Origin of the sequence: Spirosoma spitsbergense DSM 19989 (genome assembly GCF_000374085.1) — a bacterium.
GTDB lineage: Bacteria > Bacteroidota > Bacteroidia > Cytophagales > Spirosomataceae > Spirosoma > Spirosoma spitsbergense.
The window spans coordinates 123,242-140,575 of record NZ_KB893388.1; the positions used below are offsets into that span (position 1 = coordinate 123,242).

A 17,334-nucleotide genomic window follows, 5' to 3' on the forward strand; every position below is an offset into this window, starting at 1 on the left:
GTATTCTGATAATCAGTGTTATAAGGTGGGTAGTACAACCCAGTAAAACGTAACAACCCGCCGTCGGCGGTCGTTGGCGGCCAAACGGTCCGACATGCCACGTGGGATAGCTTCGCCCCGGCCCAGCACCGTTACACTGATGTCGAGTAAGTTGGCATTGGCTTGTTTTTTGGTGTCGATAAGGGATTCTAACAGGCTTTTTACGGCACTGGCCCGCAGTTCGGAAAGTTTCTGGTTCAGGTCGCTGCTGCTGGGATTGGCCACATTATCCTGTTGTTGCAGGTGCTGAACCAGATCCCGGTACAGGCGGCTACCCGGTTCTACGGGCGTGGCATCGGAGTAGCCCGTAACAATTATTTCACCTTTCAGACTTTTGAATGACTCTTTATACTTATCGGCAAACGTGAACAGTTTTTCCACGATGGGCCGGAAAAGTCGCTGCCCCTCTTTCACCTGTTCGGGTATCAGATGGTACTCGCCGGGCCGAAACAACGCTCCAATCTCCGATTTGCTGTAGGTTTCGCTACCCAGAAAATCAACGATGACTTCGGTTTTCTTTTCCAGGATCCGCATTACCGCTGCTGATTGGGTAACAGCTTCATTCGCATTTTTAATTATTTCATTTTCAGTGGCTTTTATTTGCCCTGCACTGTAGGCTCCGACGTGTTCCAGCTGGCTCTGTAACTTTTGGGCCGTTGTGGCTAGCTGCGTTCGTTCGGTGCTGACGTAGGTCTGGATTTCTGCGTTGGCCGATGTAGCGATTTTCCCCTCCTGCTCGGCTTTTGTGGCCTGTTCTGATAGCTTGTCCAGCGCTCTGTTGGCACTTTCCTGCGATTGAAGAGCAGTCTGCAGGGCCAGAGATGCCCGTTTTACTGCCACTGTATTGCGCGAACACCCCGACAGGGACAGTAATAGGCCAGCGAGTAAAAATATAGGTATTAGTTTAGGCATGGTGTTACTGGTTTATTTCTGGATCGTCAATGAACAGGGGTTCACGGGATTTTATCTTCTTCATAGGGACCGACTGCCGGACCATTGCTTTAGGGCGCACGTTCGCCAGCCGGTTTAGCCGTTCCCGCAAGTAGGGTAAAGGTTTTAGGGAGTAGGCTGTTCGATACCATTCCAGCGCGTATTTTTTAGAGGCCGGGTCGCCGTTTTGCTGATGAGCCAGAATCGACTGCGCCCCCCGGCCCACGCACATCGTGTAAATCGAATCGACAGTTCGTTCGCGACCCGGTGTTCGGCGAAGGATTTCAAAAGCCATTCGGGCATCGGCGAAAATGGCGGGGTGCTTTTCGGCTGGAATCTTTTCCAGCAGACTCAACAGACGCACAGCCTGGGAAGCCGAAGGAGACGCCATTGCCGATGCTGACTTTGCTACGCGTTCGGCTAGGGCTGGAGCTGTAGTAACCAGCGTGGCCTGGGTAATCGTATCGGCAGGGTCTACGGTGGTAGCTGGGGTGAGCGAAGCGCGGAAAGCCCGCCCATAAGCCAGTATCGGCTTTCGGTAAAAATACCCAACCAGTACAATTGCCAGCAGGAGTATAGTGATCAGAACTGAACGCAGCCAGTTGCTATTGGGTACGGCTGGTGATAGGGGAGTACCCGATGGCCCGGCCGGAACAGGCGCCGAAGGGGGCGCAGTTGGCCCGGTCGGTACGACTTTAATCGGTGGACGATTATCGTTGAACCACTCGACTTGCCCGTCGGCGTGGAGCCGGGCAATGAGCGGCTGCCCCGTTTGTCGGTCCTGCACTGCCCAAACCTGCTGCCCCATTTGCGGCTCGAAGGATAATTCTTCTTTGAGCACGAAGCGGTTTTGTAGTACCGTATTGGGGGTTAATCGCTGCATGGTCTTTTTGTTTGGGCGGGCCTTACTACTACCTGTTCTTCAATGCGTACCTCGTCCCTATTATTATTCATCTTTCCTGCTTGATAGCCTGGGGCGGGTTTTGGTAACAGATGTAGAGTGAAAAAGTATTGCAACTGTCTAGTGGCTATCGTTCGTCAGTAGTCCCCGTTCCTGGTATTTGCCTGCTAAAGCCCAATAGCCCAGGAAGAGCATAGCGAGGATAAACAGATAAAACGTCAGGGTCAAAAACTGTGATGCACTGGGTACGTTTTGCGCCATTTGCTGTGAAAGCCGGTTGGCCTGTGGAATAAAACCGTCCAGAGTAGAACCAACGGCCCCCATAGTGGCTTTCGCCTTCGATAGCTGGGAGAAAATACTATTTTCGTCCATAAACGCGACAACTGTCCCCAGTACCATAACCCCGTAGCCCACCACAAACCAGCGCCACTTTAGCCCACCCGCGCTGGTAATCAGCATAACCAGCGCAGACAGTACCACCATACTACCCAACGAGCTGCTTTTGATGGAGTAGGTAAGCCCTGCCATTTGCCCTAGCGAGGTGGACGAATCATAACCGATAACGGCATACGGGCTTAGCACGGCGTAGAGAACGAGTAGGGTAGTCAGTACGGCAGGCCAGTTTGGCACTTTCCGGAGTACACTGCCTAACTCGACCGGAGGGGCTGGCGTACGGGGCAGGGGCGTTTTCCAGAAATCAGGCATCGGTTGCCCCGTAACTGGCGATGTATCGGGTAGCGGGGCTTCAGTGGCGTGTGTTTGAAAGCCAGTGGGTTGCTGCACAACTGGTTCGGCTGAAAGGCTGACCAGCGGTCGTACGATACTGCTTTGCCCACTGGCTGGATAGGGAGCCAGATAAGGAACGGGTGCCGGACTGTCTGGCTGATTAAATGGATTGCCAGGTGAGGGAACGGGGCTGGGTTGCGGCCTATCGGAAGTGACAGGTCCAATTGGTTGACCACTTAGCGTGTAGTCAATGTTGGAAAGCCGGGTATGAATCTTGAAAATAACGATCAGAAGTTCATAAAATAACCGTACCACAAATGGACCAATTACCAGTCCGAGCAACCCTATCAAAACCATGGCCCCTCCGCCATAGGACGTGCCCATACCCCTTTGTACGAACCACAAACTGGCTATAACGGAGGCAGTCGTGTGGATATAGTAAAGAACGGTTAGGAATGTGGGCGCAATCATCTTGTCGAAACGAAGCATATCGCGCCAGTTAAAGGAAGGGTCCATCGGGGTAGTTGTATTAATGTGAAGAGCAAGAAGATGTGGATAGTGTTGTCTTTAAAAGGGTGTGGATAGAAAAAAGTATGGATAGAAATAGCGTTGGGTACCAGTCGGAATGCCGTTGAAACAGGTAGTCGTTCGTTTGGTTAACCCTCTCTGTAATTGGTTTGACGTGAATTGATTACCTTGACAAACAATGGTATATCGACTCAGAAGCCGACAAAAACGAGAATAGGCCAGTGTGGCAGCTTCACTAATAAGCGTTACAACTGGCTAATAACCGTAAGGAGGATACAGCGAGGGTAACCGGCAAAGCCGATGTCTACAGTCAATTGATGCCGGGAAAGAAGGAAAGCGCAGGCGTAAATTTTTCATCATAAACCCAGGGAGTTGAACGGAAAAATCAATTACTGCCACGAAGAAGCACTTATTTCGATATGACAATACGACAAACTTCCCAATAGCGGAATATTACTGACAAGTAACCGGTTTTTACGAACGAACTATTTTGGGTTCCGCTAACTAGCTTACTGTCAGTTGTTACCTTCTGCCCTGATACTGTAATAAAAGGACGAACAGGTATTGTTTTTTTATCGTATTATTACGGTCAGGCATGAACGTAAAGCTTGTTGTGATTCATAATTCTACCCATAAAAATTTTATGCAATCCCGGAAACAGCGTAACCTATGGACTCAATCCGTACTCACCCTGGTGCTACTACTTCCCGGAATACTACCCGTACCGACGGCCCCGGCGCAGGTTCCCCCAACGGGTCGGTTGCTGTATGATAAGCTAGCTAAAACGCAGCGTGACTATCAGGCCGCTATGGCTACCGGGGATTCGGAACAGGTGGCTCAGGCGTGTTACGACATGGGTAAACGCTACGGTGCCTTCGGTGAATACGTTACGGCGGAGAACTGGTATGTGCGCTCGCTGCGCATCCGCGAACCACACGGACCATCGGAAGTTATTGGCAAAACATACCTGCGTTTGTCCGAAAACTGGATGCGTCAAAAGCAGTATCAGTCTGCCATGCGCTGCGCTCGCCTTGGCATGAGTAACGTCCGGATTGTCAACTCAAAACATGGCATCATGAGTGCCTACATTGTCCTGGCGGGTGTACATCAAATGGGCTGGAAGGTAAACCGGGAAAACCCCGGCTCGATATCCGGAGCCTCGTTAGACAGTTCGCTGTATTACTTCGGACAGGCTGAGCGGCTGGCTCTCAAACTGAACAAGCCGCTGGACATCGGTCTCGTGTATTACTGTAAGGGAGAAGCCCTGATGCTGAAAGGAAGCAGGCAGGCGTTGCCGTATCTTAAAAAATCCTATGCTATTCAGCAATCGCTCAAACAGGCGTATGGTATTATGAATCTTTCCATAGAGTTGGCCGAATGCTACCTGTCCCTGAAACAGCCCGCCAAAGCAAAGGTATGGTTAGACCAGGCGGCCATTGTCCGCGATACGACCCGGCACGGCGAATACTGGCAGAATAGCCTGCTCGAGGAAACATACGCTAAACTTTACCAGCAAACCGGCAACTGGCAACAGGCGTTTGCACATCGGGAAAAATATCACGACTATCAGCTTGCCTCGCTGAACGCCGACCGTGAAGGAGCTATGAGCCGGATTGCCACCCAGTATGAGAGCGAAAAGAAAGAGATAGCGCTTAAAGCCCAGCAAAAGCACCTGGACACCCAAAAAAGACTTACGCTACTGGCCACGCTGCTCGCCTTACTGTTCGGGGTTGCCTGCGTACTGTTATTCCTGTTATTCAGGAAGTACCGGCGTATCAGCGAATACAACGCCCGGTTGGTAAAAGAGCAAAATCATCGGGCTAAAAATAACCTTCAGTCCATCACCAATTTGCTGGGACTACAATCCAATCGACTCACTGACCCGGCCGCCCGGAAGGCAGTAGAAGAAAGTTTGATGCGGGTAGAAGCGATGGCACTGGTCCATCGGCGACTGTATGACAGTGACCACCTGGCCGAAGTTGATCTGATGCAGTTTATTCCTGAGTTAGTGGAGGGCGTCCTGCGGAGTTATAGTCTGGGCGATATTCAGCCTCTTTACAGCCTGAGTCCAATATGGCTACGGGCCGACGTGGCAATCAACTTAGGTTTGCTACTGAATGAACTGGTTACGAACGCCTGTAAGTACGCATTGCCGCATCATCCCGCTCCAGTGCTGGAAATCGGTTGTCAGGAAGAGAAAGGACGGATTCTGCTCTGGTTTTCGGATAATGGACCCGGCTTTACACCTACCGTAGCCGGAAACTCATTTGGTATGAAACTGATCGATATTATTACCAAAAAGTTAAACGGGAAAGGGAAGTTCGAGACTGAAAAAGGGTGCCATTTTACGCTGTCGTTTGACGTTAAACCTTCCTTCGTGTTGCAATAGACTTTACGATTTCAGGTTTAGTGTTGCGGTTCCGTACCCACCGGTAATAACGCAAAATGCTGACGTGCCGTAAACCAAAAACTACATACCACCGACTCCCTTTTCTATGGAAACACCTTTACAGATTTTGATTGTAGAAGACGAACCATTGATGGTTGCCGAAATTGAAGAAAGCCTGCTGAAAGCGGGCTATCAGGTCTGTGGACAGGCTACCAGTTACGAAACGGCGCTGAAAGCCATGAAACAAACCCAGCCCGATCTGGTGCTGGTCGACATTAAACTCGATGGCCCCGCCGATGGTATTACGACCGTAAAAGAGTTGATGCGGATAAAGTGGGTACCGGTCATTTATTTGACCGGTAATGCCGACAAAGAAACGCTGAATCGGGCTAAAAGCACATTTCCGGCGGCTTTCCTGTACAAACCATTTCGGATGCGTGAACTGTCGGCACAGATCGACCTGGCCATGCATAACTTTTACGCAGGAACTATTGCCGGGGCACCCGACCTGCCCGACCATACGTTTCTACCAATCGGCAGTGGCTATATCCGCGTTGTTAAAGCCGAAATCCAATACCTGAAAGCAGACCGGGGCAATAGTGAACTGTATTTGACAACGGCAGGCTATTACCGAATCTACCCCGACAAACCGTACCGGGCTATCATTATATCGCTGAACCTGGGTAAACTGATTCCTTACCTGTCGACCGGATTTTATCAGTTGTCGCGGTCAATCGTAATCAACCTTGCTTACCTGGACCGTATCGAATCCAACCGATTGTACATCGGTTCGCAGGAAATCCCGATTCCCGATGGGGCCAGAAAACCGCTCATCGACCGGTTACAGGTGGTCAGAACACGCTAAATGTGCCGTTGAAACGTATTCTCCTACACCACGAAACTCTGTTTACCCTTCGTACTTCGTCTCGTACTTAGTGCCTGGTCGGCTCCTGCTCAAAGCCCGCCCACGATGATTGATTCCCAAAAAAAAGGAAAAACAGTATATCAAAAAACATACTACCCGAATAGAGGTGCTGGCAGGTAATATCCAGCGAGAAAGCGGGTGCGTTTGGGAAGGGTGCGGTGACAGGTCGATAAGCGGCAAAAGCAGACTGCGCTACTGTCCGGGGAAAATTGCCAAAAGTTCATCCACGGTTCATCCCGCCTACATACCATTTCAGCGAACGGTTATACCGGTTGAAACCAACTGTGTTTTACCCGACCGGATTGAGCTGCCAATTTTGTCTTGTCAGATCGGCCTGAGTACTTCAGTGCGGGCGACTTACTTCCTTTTTTTAACAAAATAACCAACATAATGAAACAGAAGCAGGCTTCCGTTTTGTAAGGCTCGCCCTGTTGCTACGTTCAGTCTTGTTCACCGCCCACAAGAAAAATTCAGACAATGGCAAATCTCCCCGCCAGACTACGCTGAAACGTACGATCAGCGTAACCTGTCAGGGGGCACCACGGTCACGATGAATCTAGTACTCTTCCAAAATAGAGATTAGAGTAAAATGGTTAGCTTTGTGGTATGGGCCAAATCGCAACACCGTTCGTCCTGTCGGAAGCCGACCAGACAACACTTAGTCAATTAGTCAGCAAAGGAAAAGAGTCCGTTCGCAAACTCAATCGAGTCAGGGCCTTGCAGTTTTCGCATCAGGGTCAGCACCCTGAGCAGATCAGCAATTTGTTGGGTATCAGTGTAGCAACGGTTTATAACGTGCGAAAACGCTATCGAGAAGATGGACTGCAACGAGCTATCAGTGAGAAAAAACGGCCGGGTCAGCCCCGTAAAGTGACACAAGAAGTGGAAGCTCAGATTACCCAGTTGGCTTGTAGTCAGGCACCTGACGGCCGTACTCGGTGGACAGTAGCCCTGATTAACGAACGGTTGGTTAAACTCCAGATTCATATTGATGACGAGTCAGTTCGATTAGCGTTAAAAAAAGTAAGCTCAAGCCCTGGCTCAAAAAGCAGTGGTGCATCGGCCAGATAGACGGGGAATATCTGGCTAAAATGGAGGATGTCCTGTGCCTGTACAGCCAACCGGTTCAGGTCGATCGAGCGCGGCTCTGTTTTGACGAGCGACCTTGCCAGTTGCTCGACGATGTAGTGGCTCCCCTGTTGGTCAAGCCTGGCAGAGCGGCCAAAGAGGATAATGAATATGTTCGCCAGGGCACAGCGGTAGTTCTATTAGCTTACGATCTGGATAGGGGCATCCGATATACACAAACGCGAAAGCAGCGAACCAAGGCGGATTACGCACAGTTTATGCACCAAATAGTGACTACCTATTATGCTGATGTTGACTACATCGACTTAGTTCAAGACAATCTGAACACACATAAGTACGGCTCTTTTTACGAGCATCTTCTGGTGGCTGAGGCCCGGTCATTGAGTCGTAAATTGGTGTTTCATTACACGCCCAAGCACGGCTCCTGGCTAAACGTGGCTGAAATTGAGTTTTCGGCTTTAGCCAGACAATGTCTGCATCGACGGATTGGTAGTCTGGATGAATTGGCTCGTCAGGTGGAGTTGTGGACGAATGAGCGTAATGAGCAAGCAGTAAGAGTGCATTGGAGTTTTACAGTCGTTACGGCTGAAACCAAACTCAAACGGTGGTATGAGCAGGTGAACCCAGCTAACAAACCGGACTCCTGTAATAATTAAATTGGAAGAGTACTAGGCATCCTGCCATGTTCGGTTCAGCGTGGGCGCAACAAAATAAGTATTCTGGTTCCCTTTCTCATCTCAAAAACATAATGAAACGGTCAAACAAAAATGTGCTGCTGGCTTTAGTAGCCCTCACCCTGTTGGGTTTCTTATCCTCCTGTGCAACCGTTTTTGGCGGTCGCGTTACCGTTCACCAAAAGCAAAAACCCCTGCCGGGTGCGCCTACCCGGCAGGTGCGGGTAGGCGCACTGATTGCCGATATTCTGCTGTTCCCGCTGGTGAGTGTTCCGGTGGATTTTGCCACTGGAGCTATTTATAAGCCGAAGCAACCCGTTGCTCAGCAAAGCCCCGAAAAACAGCCCGTGGTGGCTGGTAAAGTTGCCCGGAAATAACATTCGCATAGGTTAGGTTACGATCAGAATCCCTGGCGAAAGGCTCCTGCCAGGGATTTTTGTTGAAACACGAATTCACCGGGCAATACTCCTTCGGTTCAACGGCGCTTTTTACGTTTCATGGCCGTTTTCTTACGCTTCATCCGATTGGGTATTGGCTTAACTTCTTCAGGCAGGCAACTTTGCCGACGGCAATCAAGCCCTGTCTCTTCCTCTTTTATCAACTTTTAGTAAAGTTAATCATGAAAAAAGTAATGAAAATCCTCGGCTTGGTACTGGGTAGCGTGGTGCTGCTGCTGGCCGGGTTCTGCGCGTATGTAGCAGCTGTGGGCGTTCCCATCTATGACCCACCCGCCATCCCGAAAACTACGGTAGCCGTAACACCCTCCCGCGTGGTACGGGGTGAAGTAATCGCCCAGATCCAGTGTATGTCGTGCCATACCGATAAGGATAAACACCTGACGGGTAAGTATCTGGCCGAGGTGCCTGCCCTGTTTGGGAAGCTGTATTCCAAAAATATCACTCAGGACAAAGAGAAGGGCATTGGTAACTGGACTGATGGCGAACTGATCTATTTTCTGCGAACAGGGATCCGGCGGGATGGTTCCTACGCAGCCATCATGCCCCAGTATCCCAACATGGCCGACGAGGATCTACAGTCGGTAGTGGCGTGGCTGCGTTCAGATCGCTTTCCGGTGCAGGCATCGAAACAGGAACCCCAATCGTCGGAACTCAGTTTTGTGTCGAAACTACTGACGCATACCCTGATGAAGCCCCTGCCGTATCCACAGTCATTTATTCCGCAACCCGATAGTAATGACCTGGTGGCGCTGGGTAAATACACGGCCGATGCCATTGGGGATTGTTACAGTTGTCATTCCGGCGATCTGGTTGATCAGGACAAAGTGCATACAACTAAAACCAAAGGGTACTACGGCGGTGGTATTGAAATGGTTGGCGAAGGGGGCCAAAAAGTAATAACGGCTAACCTGACGTTCGATGAGGAGACCGGTATTGCCCGGAAATACACCAGAGAACAGTTTATCCGGGCGGTGAAGTCGGGCGTGCGGCCCGACGGCAGCATACTGAAGTATCCGATGGAGCCGAAAATAGTGTTGTCGGATCGGGAAGTAGGGGCTATTTATGACTACCTGAAAACGGTCCCGAAAATTAAAAATGACATCGCCAAAAAGAACGCTGAGTTACAACTGGTAGAAAAGTAAACCCTGTAGTAATGAATACTGGATATTGCCTGTCACTAGCCATTATCCGGTATTCATTTTACATTCGGTACCCTAAATCGTGATCCGGTGTAAATGATTAGTTGATGCCGCAATTGAATGATAAATGGATGCGCATTGTGGGCGTTCCCATGCTGGCCCTGACAGGCCAGTGGATGATGTATGGCTATACGAATGTACCTTACCCGGACGATTGGCGCATTCCGGTTTTTTTTATACTGGGAGCCATCATCGTCTGGGAGTGCAACCGATGGGGGATCATTCTCTCCCGTCGGCGTTATCCCGGTCTGGCGCAAACTGCCCGTCGGGTACTGGCTCAGTTACTCTGGTTCATTGTGTTTGCCGCCCTCATTCGCATCAGTCAGACGTATCTGTACCATCGTATCGGATTATTTCCATCGGAAGACTATTTCCTGCTTAAGCCCTATTTTTTCAACACGCTCGTAGCCGTTTTTGGTACGGTTCAGGTGGCCGCAATTTTCGAGGGCATTTACCTGTATCATCGCTGGAAAGTTACCTACACCGAAACGCTGGAATTGAAAAAGTCGAGTTTGCAGAGTCAGCTTGAGTCGCTGAAAATGCAGATAAATCCCCATTTCCTGTTTAATAACCTGAACTCCCTGTCTTCGCTGATTACCAGCGATGCCGGACAGGCCGAACTGTTTCTGGATGAGCTGTCATCGGTATATCGGTACCTGCTCCAGCAGAACAATCGTGATCTCTGCCCGCTGGCTGACGAGTTGAATTTTATCAAGGCCTATTTTCACCTGCTCAAAACCCGGCATGGCAACGGTATTGTTCTGGAAACGAACATCGACTTGAAGTATATGCTGTATCTAATGCCGCCCCTGACCCTGCAGCTTCTCTTCGAAAATGCGATTAAACTCAATGTTATCTCGGCAAACAGTCCCCTGATAATCAGGTTGTATACGCAGGAGGGGAATCTCTGCGTACAGAATAATCTGCAACCAAAAAAGACGCTGGTGCATTCGAACCGGATTGGGTTACAGAATATAATCGCGAAATATAAACTGATTGGTCAGGCACCGGTTGTGGTGCGGCATACGGGGGAGGGGTTTCTGGTGTGTATACCCCTGCTCGCGCCATCGGCAACGTTGCTGTAACACCTGCTTCTTAATCGACTTATACGAGGGGTAACGTCACGCGAAACGCCTGACCATCGTCTTCAATGGTTGGTGCGGGCTGGTCCAGCATCTGGTATTTGGTCAGGATGTTACTTAATCCCACCCCGTTCGACAGGGTGCGGCCGGGTTTTCGCTGCAGGTTGTTGCTGACAACCAGGCATTGGGCGGTGGCGGTGAGGGTAATAGTAAGGGGTTGCTCGGGCAGGATGATATTGTGTTTTACGGCATTCTCGATCAGCAGTTGTAGCGTCAAAGGTGGCAGTTGTCGGGTTTCGGCACCGGACTGAACCGTAATGGCCAGCGTGAGTGAATCGCCATGGCGGGTTTTCAGCAGATGGTAGTATGACTCGATAAAGTCAAGTTCGCTGGCCAGGGGTACCAGCGGGGATTCATTACTCCGGAGCAGATACCGGTATACCGTACTCAGTTCTTCGGCAAACGCGCTGGCCTGGAGGGGATTTTCATCAATCAACGAGATCAGCGAGTTGAGACTATTGAACAGAAAATGCGGATTTACCTGTTGCCGGAGCGCATCCAGCTGCGTCTGTAGCTGGGCTTTACTGAGCGTTTCTACTTCCTGTCGTGACTGTTGCCAGTAGTTGAAACTGTCCATACCCTCGTACGTTACGACCACAATGGCCACAATAACGGTCGTATACAGAAGGGCAAACCCCAGTCGGGTAAAGCCAAACTCGAACCCCGGTAAATTGACGCCCCAATAGAGGGCATACAGAAGACTGGCATTGACAACGGACGATGCGGAGGTACTCGCAAATCGGTAGAGAGACCGCCTGATGAATGGCATCTTGCCGTATTTTCGATTGATGTATAAGGCAATCTGGTTATTGAGCAGCCAGTTCAGAAACGATTCGATGAAGGCGAATAGCGATGCCAGGACAAGGGTTGTACTGTTGGACCAGTAGGCATTGCCGATCATAATCCAGTTGAGCAGGCCGATGTAAATGGGCAACACAATCAGCTGCAGAAGCCAGTCATAGCGGGAGTAATGAATTGACTTCATAGGGCCACGAGGACGGGATTGGGAAATAGGGTACTCAAAACTACAGATAAACACCATACACCCGTCGCAGACCAGTTATGAAAAAGATAGCCTATCCCGATAAACTTGCACGCGTAGTGGGCATCCCGGTTTGGTCCTTCCTGTTTCGACTCATCGGCGATCCATCGCCCCTGGGCGACCTGCTACAAAATTCCCTTTTTTACCTCGATGTCGTTGTTGTGATCGGGGTCAATATACTTCTTTGGGAGTCTAACCGATGGCTCATTCAGCAAATGGATACCCGCTATTCCTGGGCTATGCAGCCTCTCCATCGTTTTTACGTGCAGGCTGGGGTAGCCTTTATCTGGACGGTGGGCGTTATCGCCCTGTTCAGTCTGGGGTATAACAACCTTATTCTGCAACGTCCTGCTCCCTTCAACCTGTCTATCACGATTTCCAATGATATACCTATTGGCCTGCTGTTTATCCTGCTTCTGCATATGGGCTACACCATGTACTGGATGGTCCGGTATCACCGGCATACAGTGGCCGGGTTGCAACAGAAAATTGCCCGGCTGAAATCTGCCAGCCCAATCATATTTTCGGGGGGCAACCAACCAGGGGCAAGAACGCTGCTGGTCAACCACGGCAAAGCACAGGTACCGATTACTACCGATCAGGTAGCATTTATTTTTATCGCCAATGAAGTTAGTATTGTCAAAACGGCCGATAGCAAATCATTTGTCCTTGACCTGACGATGGAACAGGTAGCCGAACGCCTGTCGTCGGCTGATTTCTTCCGGCTCAACCGCCAGTTTCTGGTAAATCGGCAAGCCATCCAGCGTGTAGAAAACGATGGTGTCGGGCGAATTGTACTTTATCTGAAACCATCCCACGCTGAAGAAGTAGTCGTTAGTCGCCGTCGGGTAGCTGAGTTCCGGCAGTGGATGCAAACATAGGCAAATGGGCCTTTTTGCCGGTTACCATTCACCTTTTCATTCCGACCATTCACCTTTCTTTGTGCGCCAGTGGGGGTTTTAGAGCCGACACAGGCTGTTTTTTACCCCCACTTTTGTGGCGTAAACAACGCTACAAAAGCATAATGAAAACGATAGAAATTACCATCCTTACCTGGCTGTCGGCCCTTGCCGGTGTCACTGCTCAGGACTTGTCAGCTGCCCACCAGGGCCTGCCGTTGACCATCAGTCTCTTTATCGAGTCGATCAGCCTGCCTACGTTCAGGAACATTCAGAGAGGAGGACTTGGGCTTAAAATAGGCACTGAATTTTACTACCGGAATAGCCCCGGCTCTCAGGTAATCCAGACCCTGACGGTGGGCTACTACCACCATCCCCGTGTTCAGAGTGGGCTATTTGTCAACACCACAATTGGTTACCGGAAATACATTGGCGGCTTTTTTACGGATGTCTTCATAGGTGGTGGTGCGTTGCTGCTTCGGCCCGTAGCCCATTCATACGTCCGCGACGAGAGTACGGGTAATTACCGAAAAGCCCCGGCTACGCAATGCAACTTTATGCCAGTGGTAAAGACGGGTGTCGGTTATCGTTTTCCGAACCGGACACTGGTTTTTGCCCGTTACGAACTGTTCGGCGAAATGCCTTTCCGCTCGCTTATTCTGCCTCATCAGTCAATCAGTATTGGTACGCAACTTGCCTTGCCGAATTAACACCACGGGCATCGTCAATCTCCTATAAACCAATGAATACGAAACAAACCGCCCGCACACTGGCACTCGTATGGCTAATGATAACGGCCTGCGCTCAGGAACCCATTGCACCGGTAACCGATTCCGTTACGGCATCGAACCCGTGGCAGCGGCACCTCAGAAATGATATGTACCGACAGGCTCTGCAAATGTTCAACCAACGCTGGAAGCAACCCGGCACCACCCTGCTCCTGAAACGGGCCAACGAACCTGTCTGGATGGGAGCGGTTGGGAAATCGAACCTGGAGCTGCAAACCAACCTGCGCACTACCGACCCATTTCGGGCGGCCAGTATTACCAAAACATTCGTAGCGATTGCCGTTATGAAGTTGCAGGAACAGGGTGAACTTCAACTTGATAACACGCTGGGTATGCTACTGCCCGACATGGTCGGGCGGGTGGCCGGGGCCGACCGGATTACCCTCCGGCAGATGCTTTCGCACACCAGCGGCCTGTTCGATCCGACCAATGACGGTGTTCAGTATCAGCTCGATCTACTCAATGACCCCGCCCTTCGACTGGCTATGTCTACCCAGCAGGTACTGGCCAGATACGTTTACGGGCGACCGCTCCGGTTTGAACCCGGCGAGCAGTTTGGATACAGTAACACCAATTACTGGTTGTTGGGTATGGTGATTGAGAAGATAACAGGTCAGCCCCTCCAATCGGTACTTGACACGGTTATCTTCAAGCCTGCTGGCCTGACACATACCTACCTGGAGTCGCGTGATGACCGGGATGTGGTTCGGGGATATACTGATTTTTACAACAATGGAAAACTCATGGATATAACCGCGCTGGATCGGGCCGACAGTCAGGGACGGGCCAGCGGGGGACTTATTACGACGATTGAAGACCTGTTTCGATTTAGTGAAGCCCTTTTTAGGGGCACGCTCATTCGTAAAGCATCCTTAACCGCAATGATGACGCTCCAGCCCGTTCGGCGTGGAACGACTGAATATGGGTTGGGGCTGGATTCCTATGCATCGCCTTTGGGTGTGGCCTGGGGTCATAACGGCACCCTGCTGGGCGTTGATGCCAACTGGTTCTATTTTCCTGACAAACAGGCTACCTATATTCTTTTCGGCAACAACGGGAGCGGAGCCGATAAGTCGTTTATCCATGAACTATTGACGAGTTGATGTGCTGAAGAGCTTATAAATGAACCTCTTCGGGAATTCTGTGAACCGCTACACAAAAGTCGCTTCATCAGCGGCTTTTGTCGTTTCAGCGAAGTTGCCACTCGTTTGGCGACGGGTACTGCGCACCTTTGGCCCTGCAAACACAATGGCGATTCCTTAGAGCCTTTTTCAACTACCGGCGCGACCGGTGAAACTCCTGCGCCAACACGCCCCAATGAACTCATTCTCCAACGATTAGTAAACAACAACAATCTATGAAAAAGCCAATCTGTTTCTTCAGTCTGATCGCTGCTGCACTCCTGAGCCTGGTAGCCATGCACCCGACCGATGTGCTGACCGACACGGGTGTTACGATGAACAATATTCAGTGGAGTACACTGGCGAATCTACGTCAGGAAGGCAAACTGATTTTCCAGACTAACACCTTAATGCGCGAGACTTCCCGGCGCATTCCAGCCAGTGCCCGGGTAGCCACTGTACGCATGTTAGGCAAGGTGGTTCGCAGCTACGTGGAGTCGGCGTCGTTCAAACAGGCTTACCGTCAGTCCATGCGCGAACAGTTTCCGGTCGATGAAACGTACAGTGATGACAACATAGCCCGGCATGAAGCCGAGGTCAACGGGTCCGATGCCGCCGTGGCCAGTCAGATGACGGCCATGCAGCAGGCTTTTGCGCAACTGGAGCCGACCATGCTCTACACTGCCATTCAGATGCAGCTACACCAACAGGAAACGGAACTGGCAGGCGTACAGGGTAGCGAACGCCAGACGATGGCCCGGAATATTGCCGAAATAAAACGGCTGCTAGCGGTCAATGCGGGTAAACCAGCCGAATTTAAAAAGCAGTATCTGGCCTATCAGCAGCAACAGATGAAGCAAAGTGCTCAGCAGAACGTGGGCGAAGCCCGTACTCAATTAGCTGAAGTGAAAGCCGGTAATGAAGCCTATCGGCAGCAGAAAGCCGCGCTGGATGCGCACAGTGATTTCCTGCCCCGGCTGCGTAACCAGTTACAGACGTTTATTACCCTCTGCAACAACGTTGATTTTGAGGCTCGATTGATGCCATACGGGTCGAAGCGGGAGTTTGTTAACCCAACTTACCGGAACAAACCAGCGGAGTGGAAACTGCTTTACCGAATTGGAAAAGAGCCCGTTATGGCCGCACGGGATTTTGCCCAGTCCTGGCTGGCTGATTTATCCCGCTAAAGCAGGCAAGTGCCTTTAATTTGCTTGGATTGCTTGTTTGGACAGGGCTTTTCTACCAATAAGAACCTCGTAGAGCCGGGCCACCATTGTCGTGGAAACATCGTAGAGAAAAAACATTCACACGTGGGCAAACACAAAAAAGCCGCGTTCAGTCTTGCTGACGCGGCTTTTCTTACAGTGATCGGGGCACACGAACGGGTTATCAGGGTTGCCCGTTGCCCCCTGCCGATCCGTACACCTGTCCGGTAGCAAAACTGGCATCGTTGGCTGCCAACTGAACATAAATGGAGGCCAGTTCGGCGGGTTGGCCGGGTCTTCCCAGAGCCGTGCTGCCACCAAAGTTCTTTACTTTCTCCTCAGTAGCTCCTCCACTGGGTTGTAGGGGTGTCCAGATGGGGCCGGGTGCTACGCCATTCACCCGGATTCCTTTCGGGCCGAGCTGCTTGGCCAGCGACTTGACATAATTCATTGTAGCTGCTTTGGTTTGCGCGTAGTCATACAGGTTGGGTGAGGGGTCGTATGCCTGTTCTGAGGTCGTACCAATAATGGTTGAGCCGGGCGGCATGTGCGGCAAAGCGGCTTTAATGATCCAGAAGGGGGCATAAATGTTGGTCTTCATGGTTGCATCGAAGTCCTCCGTGGTCATATCCAGAATCGACTCACGAGCCTGTTGTCGACCCGCATTGCTAACCAGAATGTCCAGACCACCCAGCCCCTTCACGGCTTCGTCAACCAAGCGTTTGCAGAAGGCCTCATCGCGAATGTCGCCGGGAATGGCAATGGCTTTCCGGCCTTCCGCCTTGATCAGCGCAATTACTTCCCTGGCATCCGGTTCCTCGGCTGGTAGGTAGTTAATGGCTACATCCGCCCCTTCGCGGGCATAGGCAATGGCGTCTGCCCGTCCCATACCCGAATCTCCGCCGGTAATCAACGCTTTCCGACCAGCCAAACGTCCCGATCCTTTATAGCTGGTTTCGCCATGATCGGGACGAGGGTCCATCTGGCTGGCGAGGCCGGGAAAGGGCTGCATGGGCGTGTTAAACGGTGGCCTGGGGTACTTAGTGGTTGGATCGCTGAGGACTGCCGAAGCGGCTGCATCTGGGTGTTGCGTGCCCGAAGTTGCCAACACGGGTGTGGCCATTGCCGTGGCTATGCTACCTCCTGATCCGCCAATGACCTGACGGCTGCTGAGTTGATTCTCCTGATACATGGTTGTCTATTCTTGTTGAGTAAATACTTATCTGCAGATGATTGATATTTAATCTACCGACATTATAGTTAACCGGCGGCTCGTATT

16 protein-coding genes are annotated in these 17,334 nt (G+C 51.0%); 11 read left to right on the plus strand and 5 right to left on the minus strand.

Annotated elements, in window-relative coordinates:
* Positions 1–18 precede the first annotated feature (18 nt).
* The 3 genes from B157_RS0101445 to B157_RS0101455 form a co-directional block, all read right to left on the minus strand.
* Positions 19–951, minus strand: a complete 933-nt coding sequence (locus tag B157_RS0101445) for an OmpA family protein (RefSeq protein ID WP_020601596.1) — start codon at positions 949–951, stop codon at positions 19–21.
* 4 nt (positions 952–955) lie between these two features.
* Complete coding sequence (locus B157_RS0101450) at positions 956–1,852, minus strand: hypothetical protein (protein ID WP_020601597.1); 897 nt, start codon at positions 1,850–1,852, stop codon at positions 956–958.
* Between the two features lie 138 nt (positions 1,853–1,990).
* Positions 1,991–3,112 carry a DUF4282 domain-containing protein gene (locus tag B157_RS0101455; RefSeq protein WP_020601598.1) on the minus strand — a complete coding sequence of 374 codons (1,122 nt, stop codon included), beginning with the start codon at positions 3,110–3,112 and terminating at the stop codon, positions 1,991–1,993.
* A gap of 655 nt (positions 3,113–3,767) precedes the next feature.
* Between B157_RS0101455 and B157_RS0101460 the strand changes: the two genes are divergently transcribed.
* The 7 genes from B157_RS0101460 to B157_RS0101490 all read left to right on the plus strand — a co-directional run bounded on the left by B157_RS0101460 (position 3,768) and on the right by B157_RS0101490 (position 10,943).
* Positions 3,768–5,513, plus strand: a complete 1,746-nt coding sequence (locus tag B157_RS0101460; protein ID WP_020601599.1) for a sensor histidine kinase — start codon at positions 3,768–3,770, stop codon at positions 5,511–5,513.
* Between the two features lie 106 nt (positions 5,514–5,619).
* The gene (locus B157_RS34135; RefSeq protein WP_020601600.1) at positions 5,620–6,378 is read left to right on the plus strand and encodes a response regulator; all 759 of its coding nucleotides are present in this window, start codon (positions 5,620–5,622) and stop codon (positions 6,376–6,378) included.
* Between the two features lie 666 nt (positions 6,379–7,044).
* Positions 7,045–7,509 carry a helix-turn-helix domain-containing protein gene (locus B157_RS0101470; protein ID WP_020601601.1) on the plus strand — a complete coding sequence of 155 codons (465 nt, stop codon included), beginning with the start codon at positions 7,045–7,047 and terminating at the stop codon, positions 7,507–7,509.
* Complete coding sequence (locus B157_RS34140) at positions 7,506–8,183, plus strand: IS630 family transposase (RefSeq protein ID WP_245565007.1); 678 nt, start codon at positions 7,506–7,508, stop codon at positions 8,181–8,183. Before B157_RS0101470 ends, B157_RS34140 begins: the two co-directional genes overlap by 4 nt.
* Positions 8,184–8,275: 92 nt before the next feature.
* Entirely contained in the window at positions 8,276–8,578 is a 303-nt protein-coding gene (locus B157_RS0101480; RefSeq protein ID WP_020601603.1) for a hypothetical protein, read from the plus strand.
* Between the two features lie 242 nt (positions 8,579–8,820).
* Positions 8,821–9,801: a c-type cytochrome gene (locus tag B157_RS0101485; protein ID WP_020601604.1), complete on the plus strand. Its 981-nt coding sequence runs from the start codon at positions 8,821–8,823 to the stop codon at positions 9,799–9,801.
* A gap of 104 nt (positions 9,802–9,905) precedes the next feature.
* The gene (locus tag B157_RS0101490; protein ID WP_020601605.1) at positions 9,906–10,943 is read left to right on the plus strand and encodes a sensor histidine kinase; all 1,038 of its coding nucleotides are present in this window, start codon (positions 9,906–9,908) and stop codon (positions 10,941–10,943) included.
* Positions 10,944–10,962: 19 nt separating this feature from the next.
* Here B157_RS0101490 and B157_RS0101495 read toward each other — a convergent pair whose 3' ends face one another.
* Positions 10,963–11,985 (minus strand): sensor histidine kinase, encoded by a 1,023-nt coding sequence (locus B157_RS0101495; protein WP_020601606.1) that lies wholly within the window; start codon positions 11,983–11,985, stop codon positions 10,963–10,965.
* Positions 11,986–12,062: 77 nt separating this feature from the next.
* On the opposite strand from B157_RS0101495, the gene B157_RS0101500 reads away from it, so the two are divergent.
* The 4 genes from B157_RS0101500 to B157_RS0101515 all read left to right on the plus strand — a co-directional run bounded on the left by B157_RS0101500 (position 12,063) and on the right by B157_RS0101515 (position 16,037).
* The gene (locus B157_RS0101500) at positions 12,063–12,923 is read left to right on the plus strand and encodes a LytR/AlgR family response regulator transcription factor (protein ID WP_020601607.1); all 861 of its coding nucleotides are present in this window, start codon (positions 12,063–12,065) and stop codon (positions 12,921–12,923) included.
* A 143-nt stretch (positions 12,924–13,066) separates the two neighbouring features.
* Positions 13,067–13,651 (plus strand): hypothetical protein, encoded by a 585-nt coding sequence (locus B157_RS38795; protein WP_020601608.1) that lies wholly within the window; start codon positions 13,067–13,069, stop codon positions 13,649–13,651.
* Between the two features lie 32 nt (positions 13,652–13,683).
* A complete protein-coding gene (locus B157_RS34145; RefSeq protein ID WP_020601609.1) occupies positions 13,684–14,832 on the plus strand; it encodes a serine hydrolase domain-containing protein in 1,149 nt (382 codons plus the stop codon).
* A gap of 254 nt (positions 14,833–15,086) precedes the next feature.
* Complete coding sequence (locus B157_RS0101515; protein WP_020601610.1) at positions 15,087–16,037, plus strand: hypothetical protein; 951 nt, start codon at positions 15,087–15,089, stop codon at positions 16,035–16,037.
* Between the two features lie 202 nt (positions 16,038–16,239).
* On the opposite strand, the gene B157_RS0101520 is transcribed toward B157_RS0101515, so the two are convergent.
* The gene (locus B157_RS0101520) at positions 16,240–17,247 is read right to left on the minus strand and encodes an SDR family oxidoreductase (RefSeq protein WP_020601611.1); all 1,008 of its coding nucleotides are present in this window, start codon (positions 17,245–17,247) and stop codon (positions 16,240–16,242) included.
* Positions 17,248–17,334 lie beyond the last annotated feature (87 nt).

What these genes read in the sequence shown, in the direction of transcription:
- B157_RS0101445 (WP_020601596.1), bottom strand. Translation starts at nt 951, where the DNA reads ATGCCTAAACTAATACCTATATTTTTACTCGCTGGCCTATTACTGTCC.
- B157_RS0101450 (WP_020601597.1), bottom strand. Translation starts at nt 1,852, where the DNA reads ATGCAGCGATTAACCCCCAATACGGTACTACAAAACCGCTTCGTGCTC.
- B157_RS0101455 (WP_020601598.1), bottom strand. Translation starts at nt 3,112, where the DNA reads ATGGACCCTTCCTTTAACTGGCGCGATATGCTTCGTTTCGACAAGATG.
- B157_RS0101460 (WP_020601599.1), top strand. Translation starts at nt 3,768, where the DNA reads ATGCAATCCCGGAAACAGCGTAACCTATGGACTCAATCCGTACTCACC.
- B157_RS34135 (WP_020601600.1), top strand. Translation starts at nt 5,620, where the DNA reads ATGGAAACACCTTTACAGATTTTGATTGTAGAAGACGAACCATTGATG.
- B157_RS0101470 (WP_020601601.1), top strand. Translation starts at nt 7,045, where the DNA reads ATGGGCCAAATCGCAACACCGTTCGTCCTGTCGGAAGCCGACCAGACA.
- B157_RS0101480 (WP_020601603.1), top strand. Translation starts at nt 8,276, where the DNA reads ATGAAACGGTCAAACAAAAATGTGCTGCTGGCTTTAGTAGCCCTCACC.
- B157_RS0101485 (WP_020601604.1), top strand. Translation starts at nt 8,821, where the DNA reads ATGAAAAAAGTAATGAAAATCCTCGGCTTGGTACTGGGTAGCGTGGTG.
- B157_RS0101490 (WP_020601605.1), top strand. Translation starts at nt 9,906, where the DNA reads ATGCCGCAATTGAATGATAAATGGATGCGCATTGTGGGCGTTCCCATG.
- B157_RS0101495 (WP_020601606.1), bottom strand. Translation starts at nt 11,985, where the DNA reads ATGAAGTCAATTCATTACTCCCGCTATGACTGGCTTCTGCAGCTGATT.
- B157_RS0101500 (WP_020601607.1), top strand. Translation starts at nt 12,063, where the DNA reads ATGAAAAAGATAGCCTATCCCGATAAACTTGCACGCGTAGTGGGCATC.
- B157_RS38795 (WP_020601608.1), top strand. Translation starts at nt 13,067, where the DNA reads ATGAAAACGATAGAAATTACCATCCTTACCTGGCTGTCGGCCCTTGCC.
- B157_RS34145 (WP_020601609.1), top strand. Translation starts at nt 13,684, where the DNA reads ATGAATACGAAACAAACCGCCCGCACACTGGCACTCGTATGGCTAATG.
- B157_RS0101515 (WP_020601610.1), top strand. Translation starts at nt 15,087, where the DNA reads ATGAAAAAGCCAATCTGTTTCTTCAGTCTGATCGCTGCTGCACTCCTG.
- B157_RS0101520 (WP_020601611.1), bottom strand. Translation starts at nt 17,247, where the DNA reads ATGTATCAGGAGAATCAACTCAGCAGCCGTCAGGTCATTGGCGGATCA.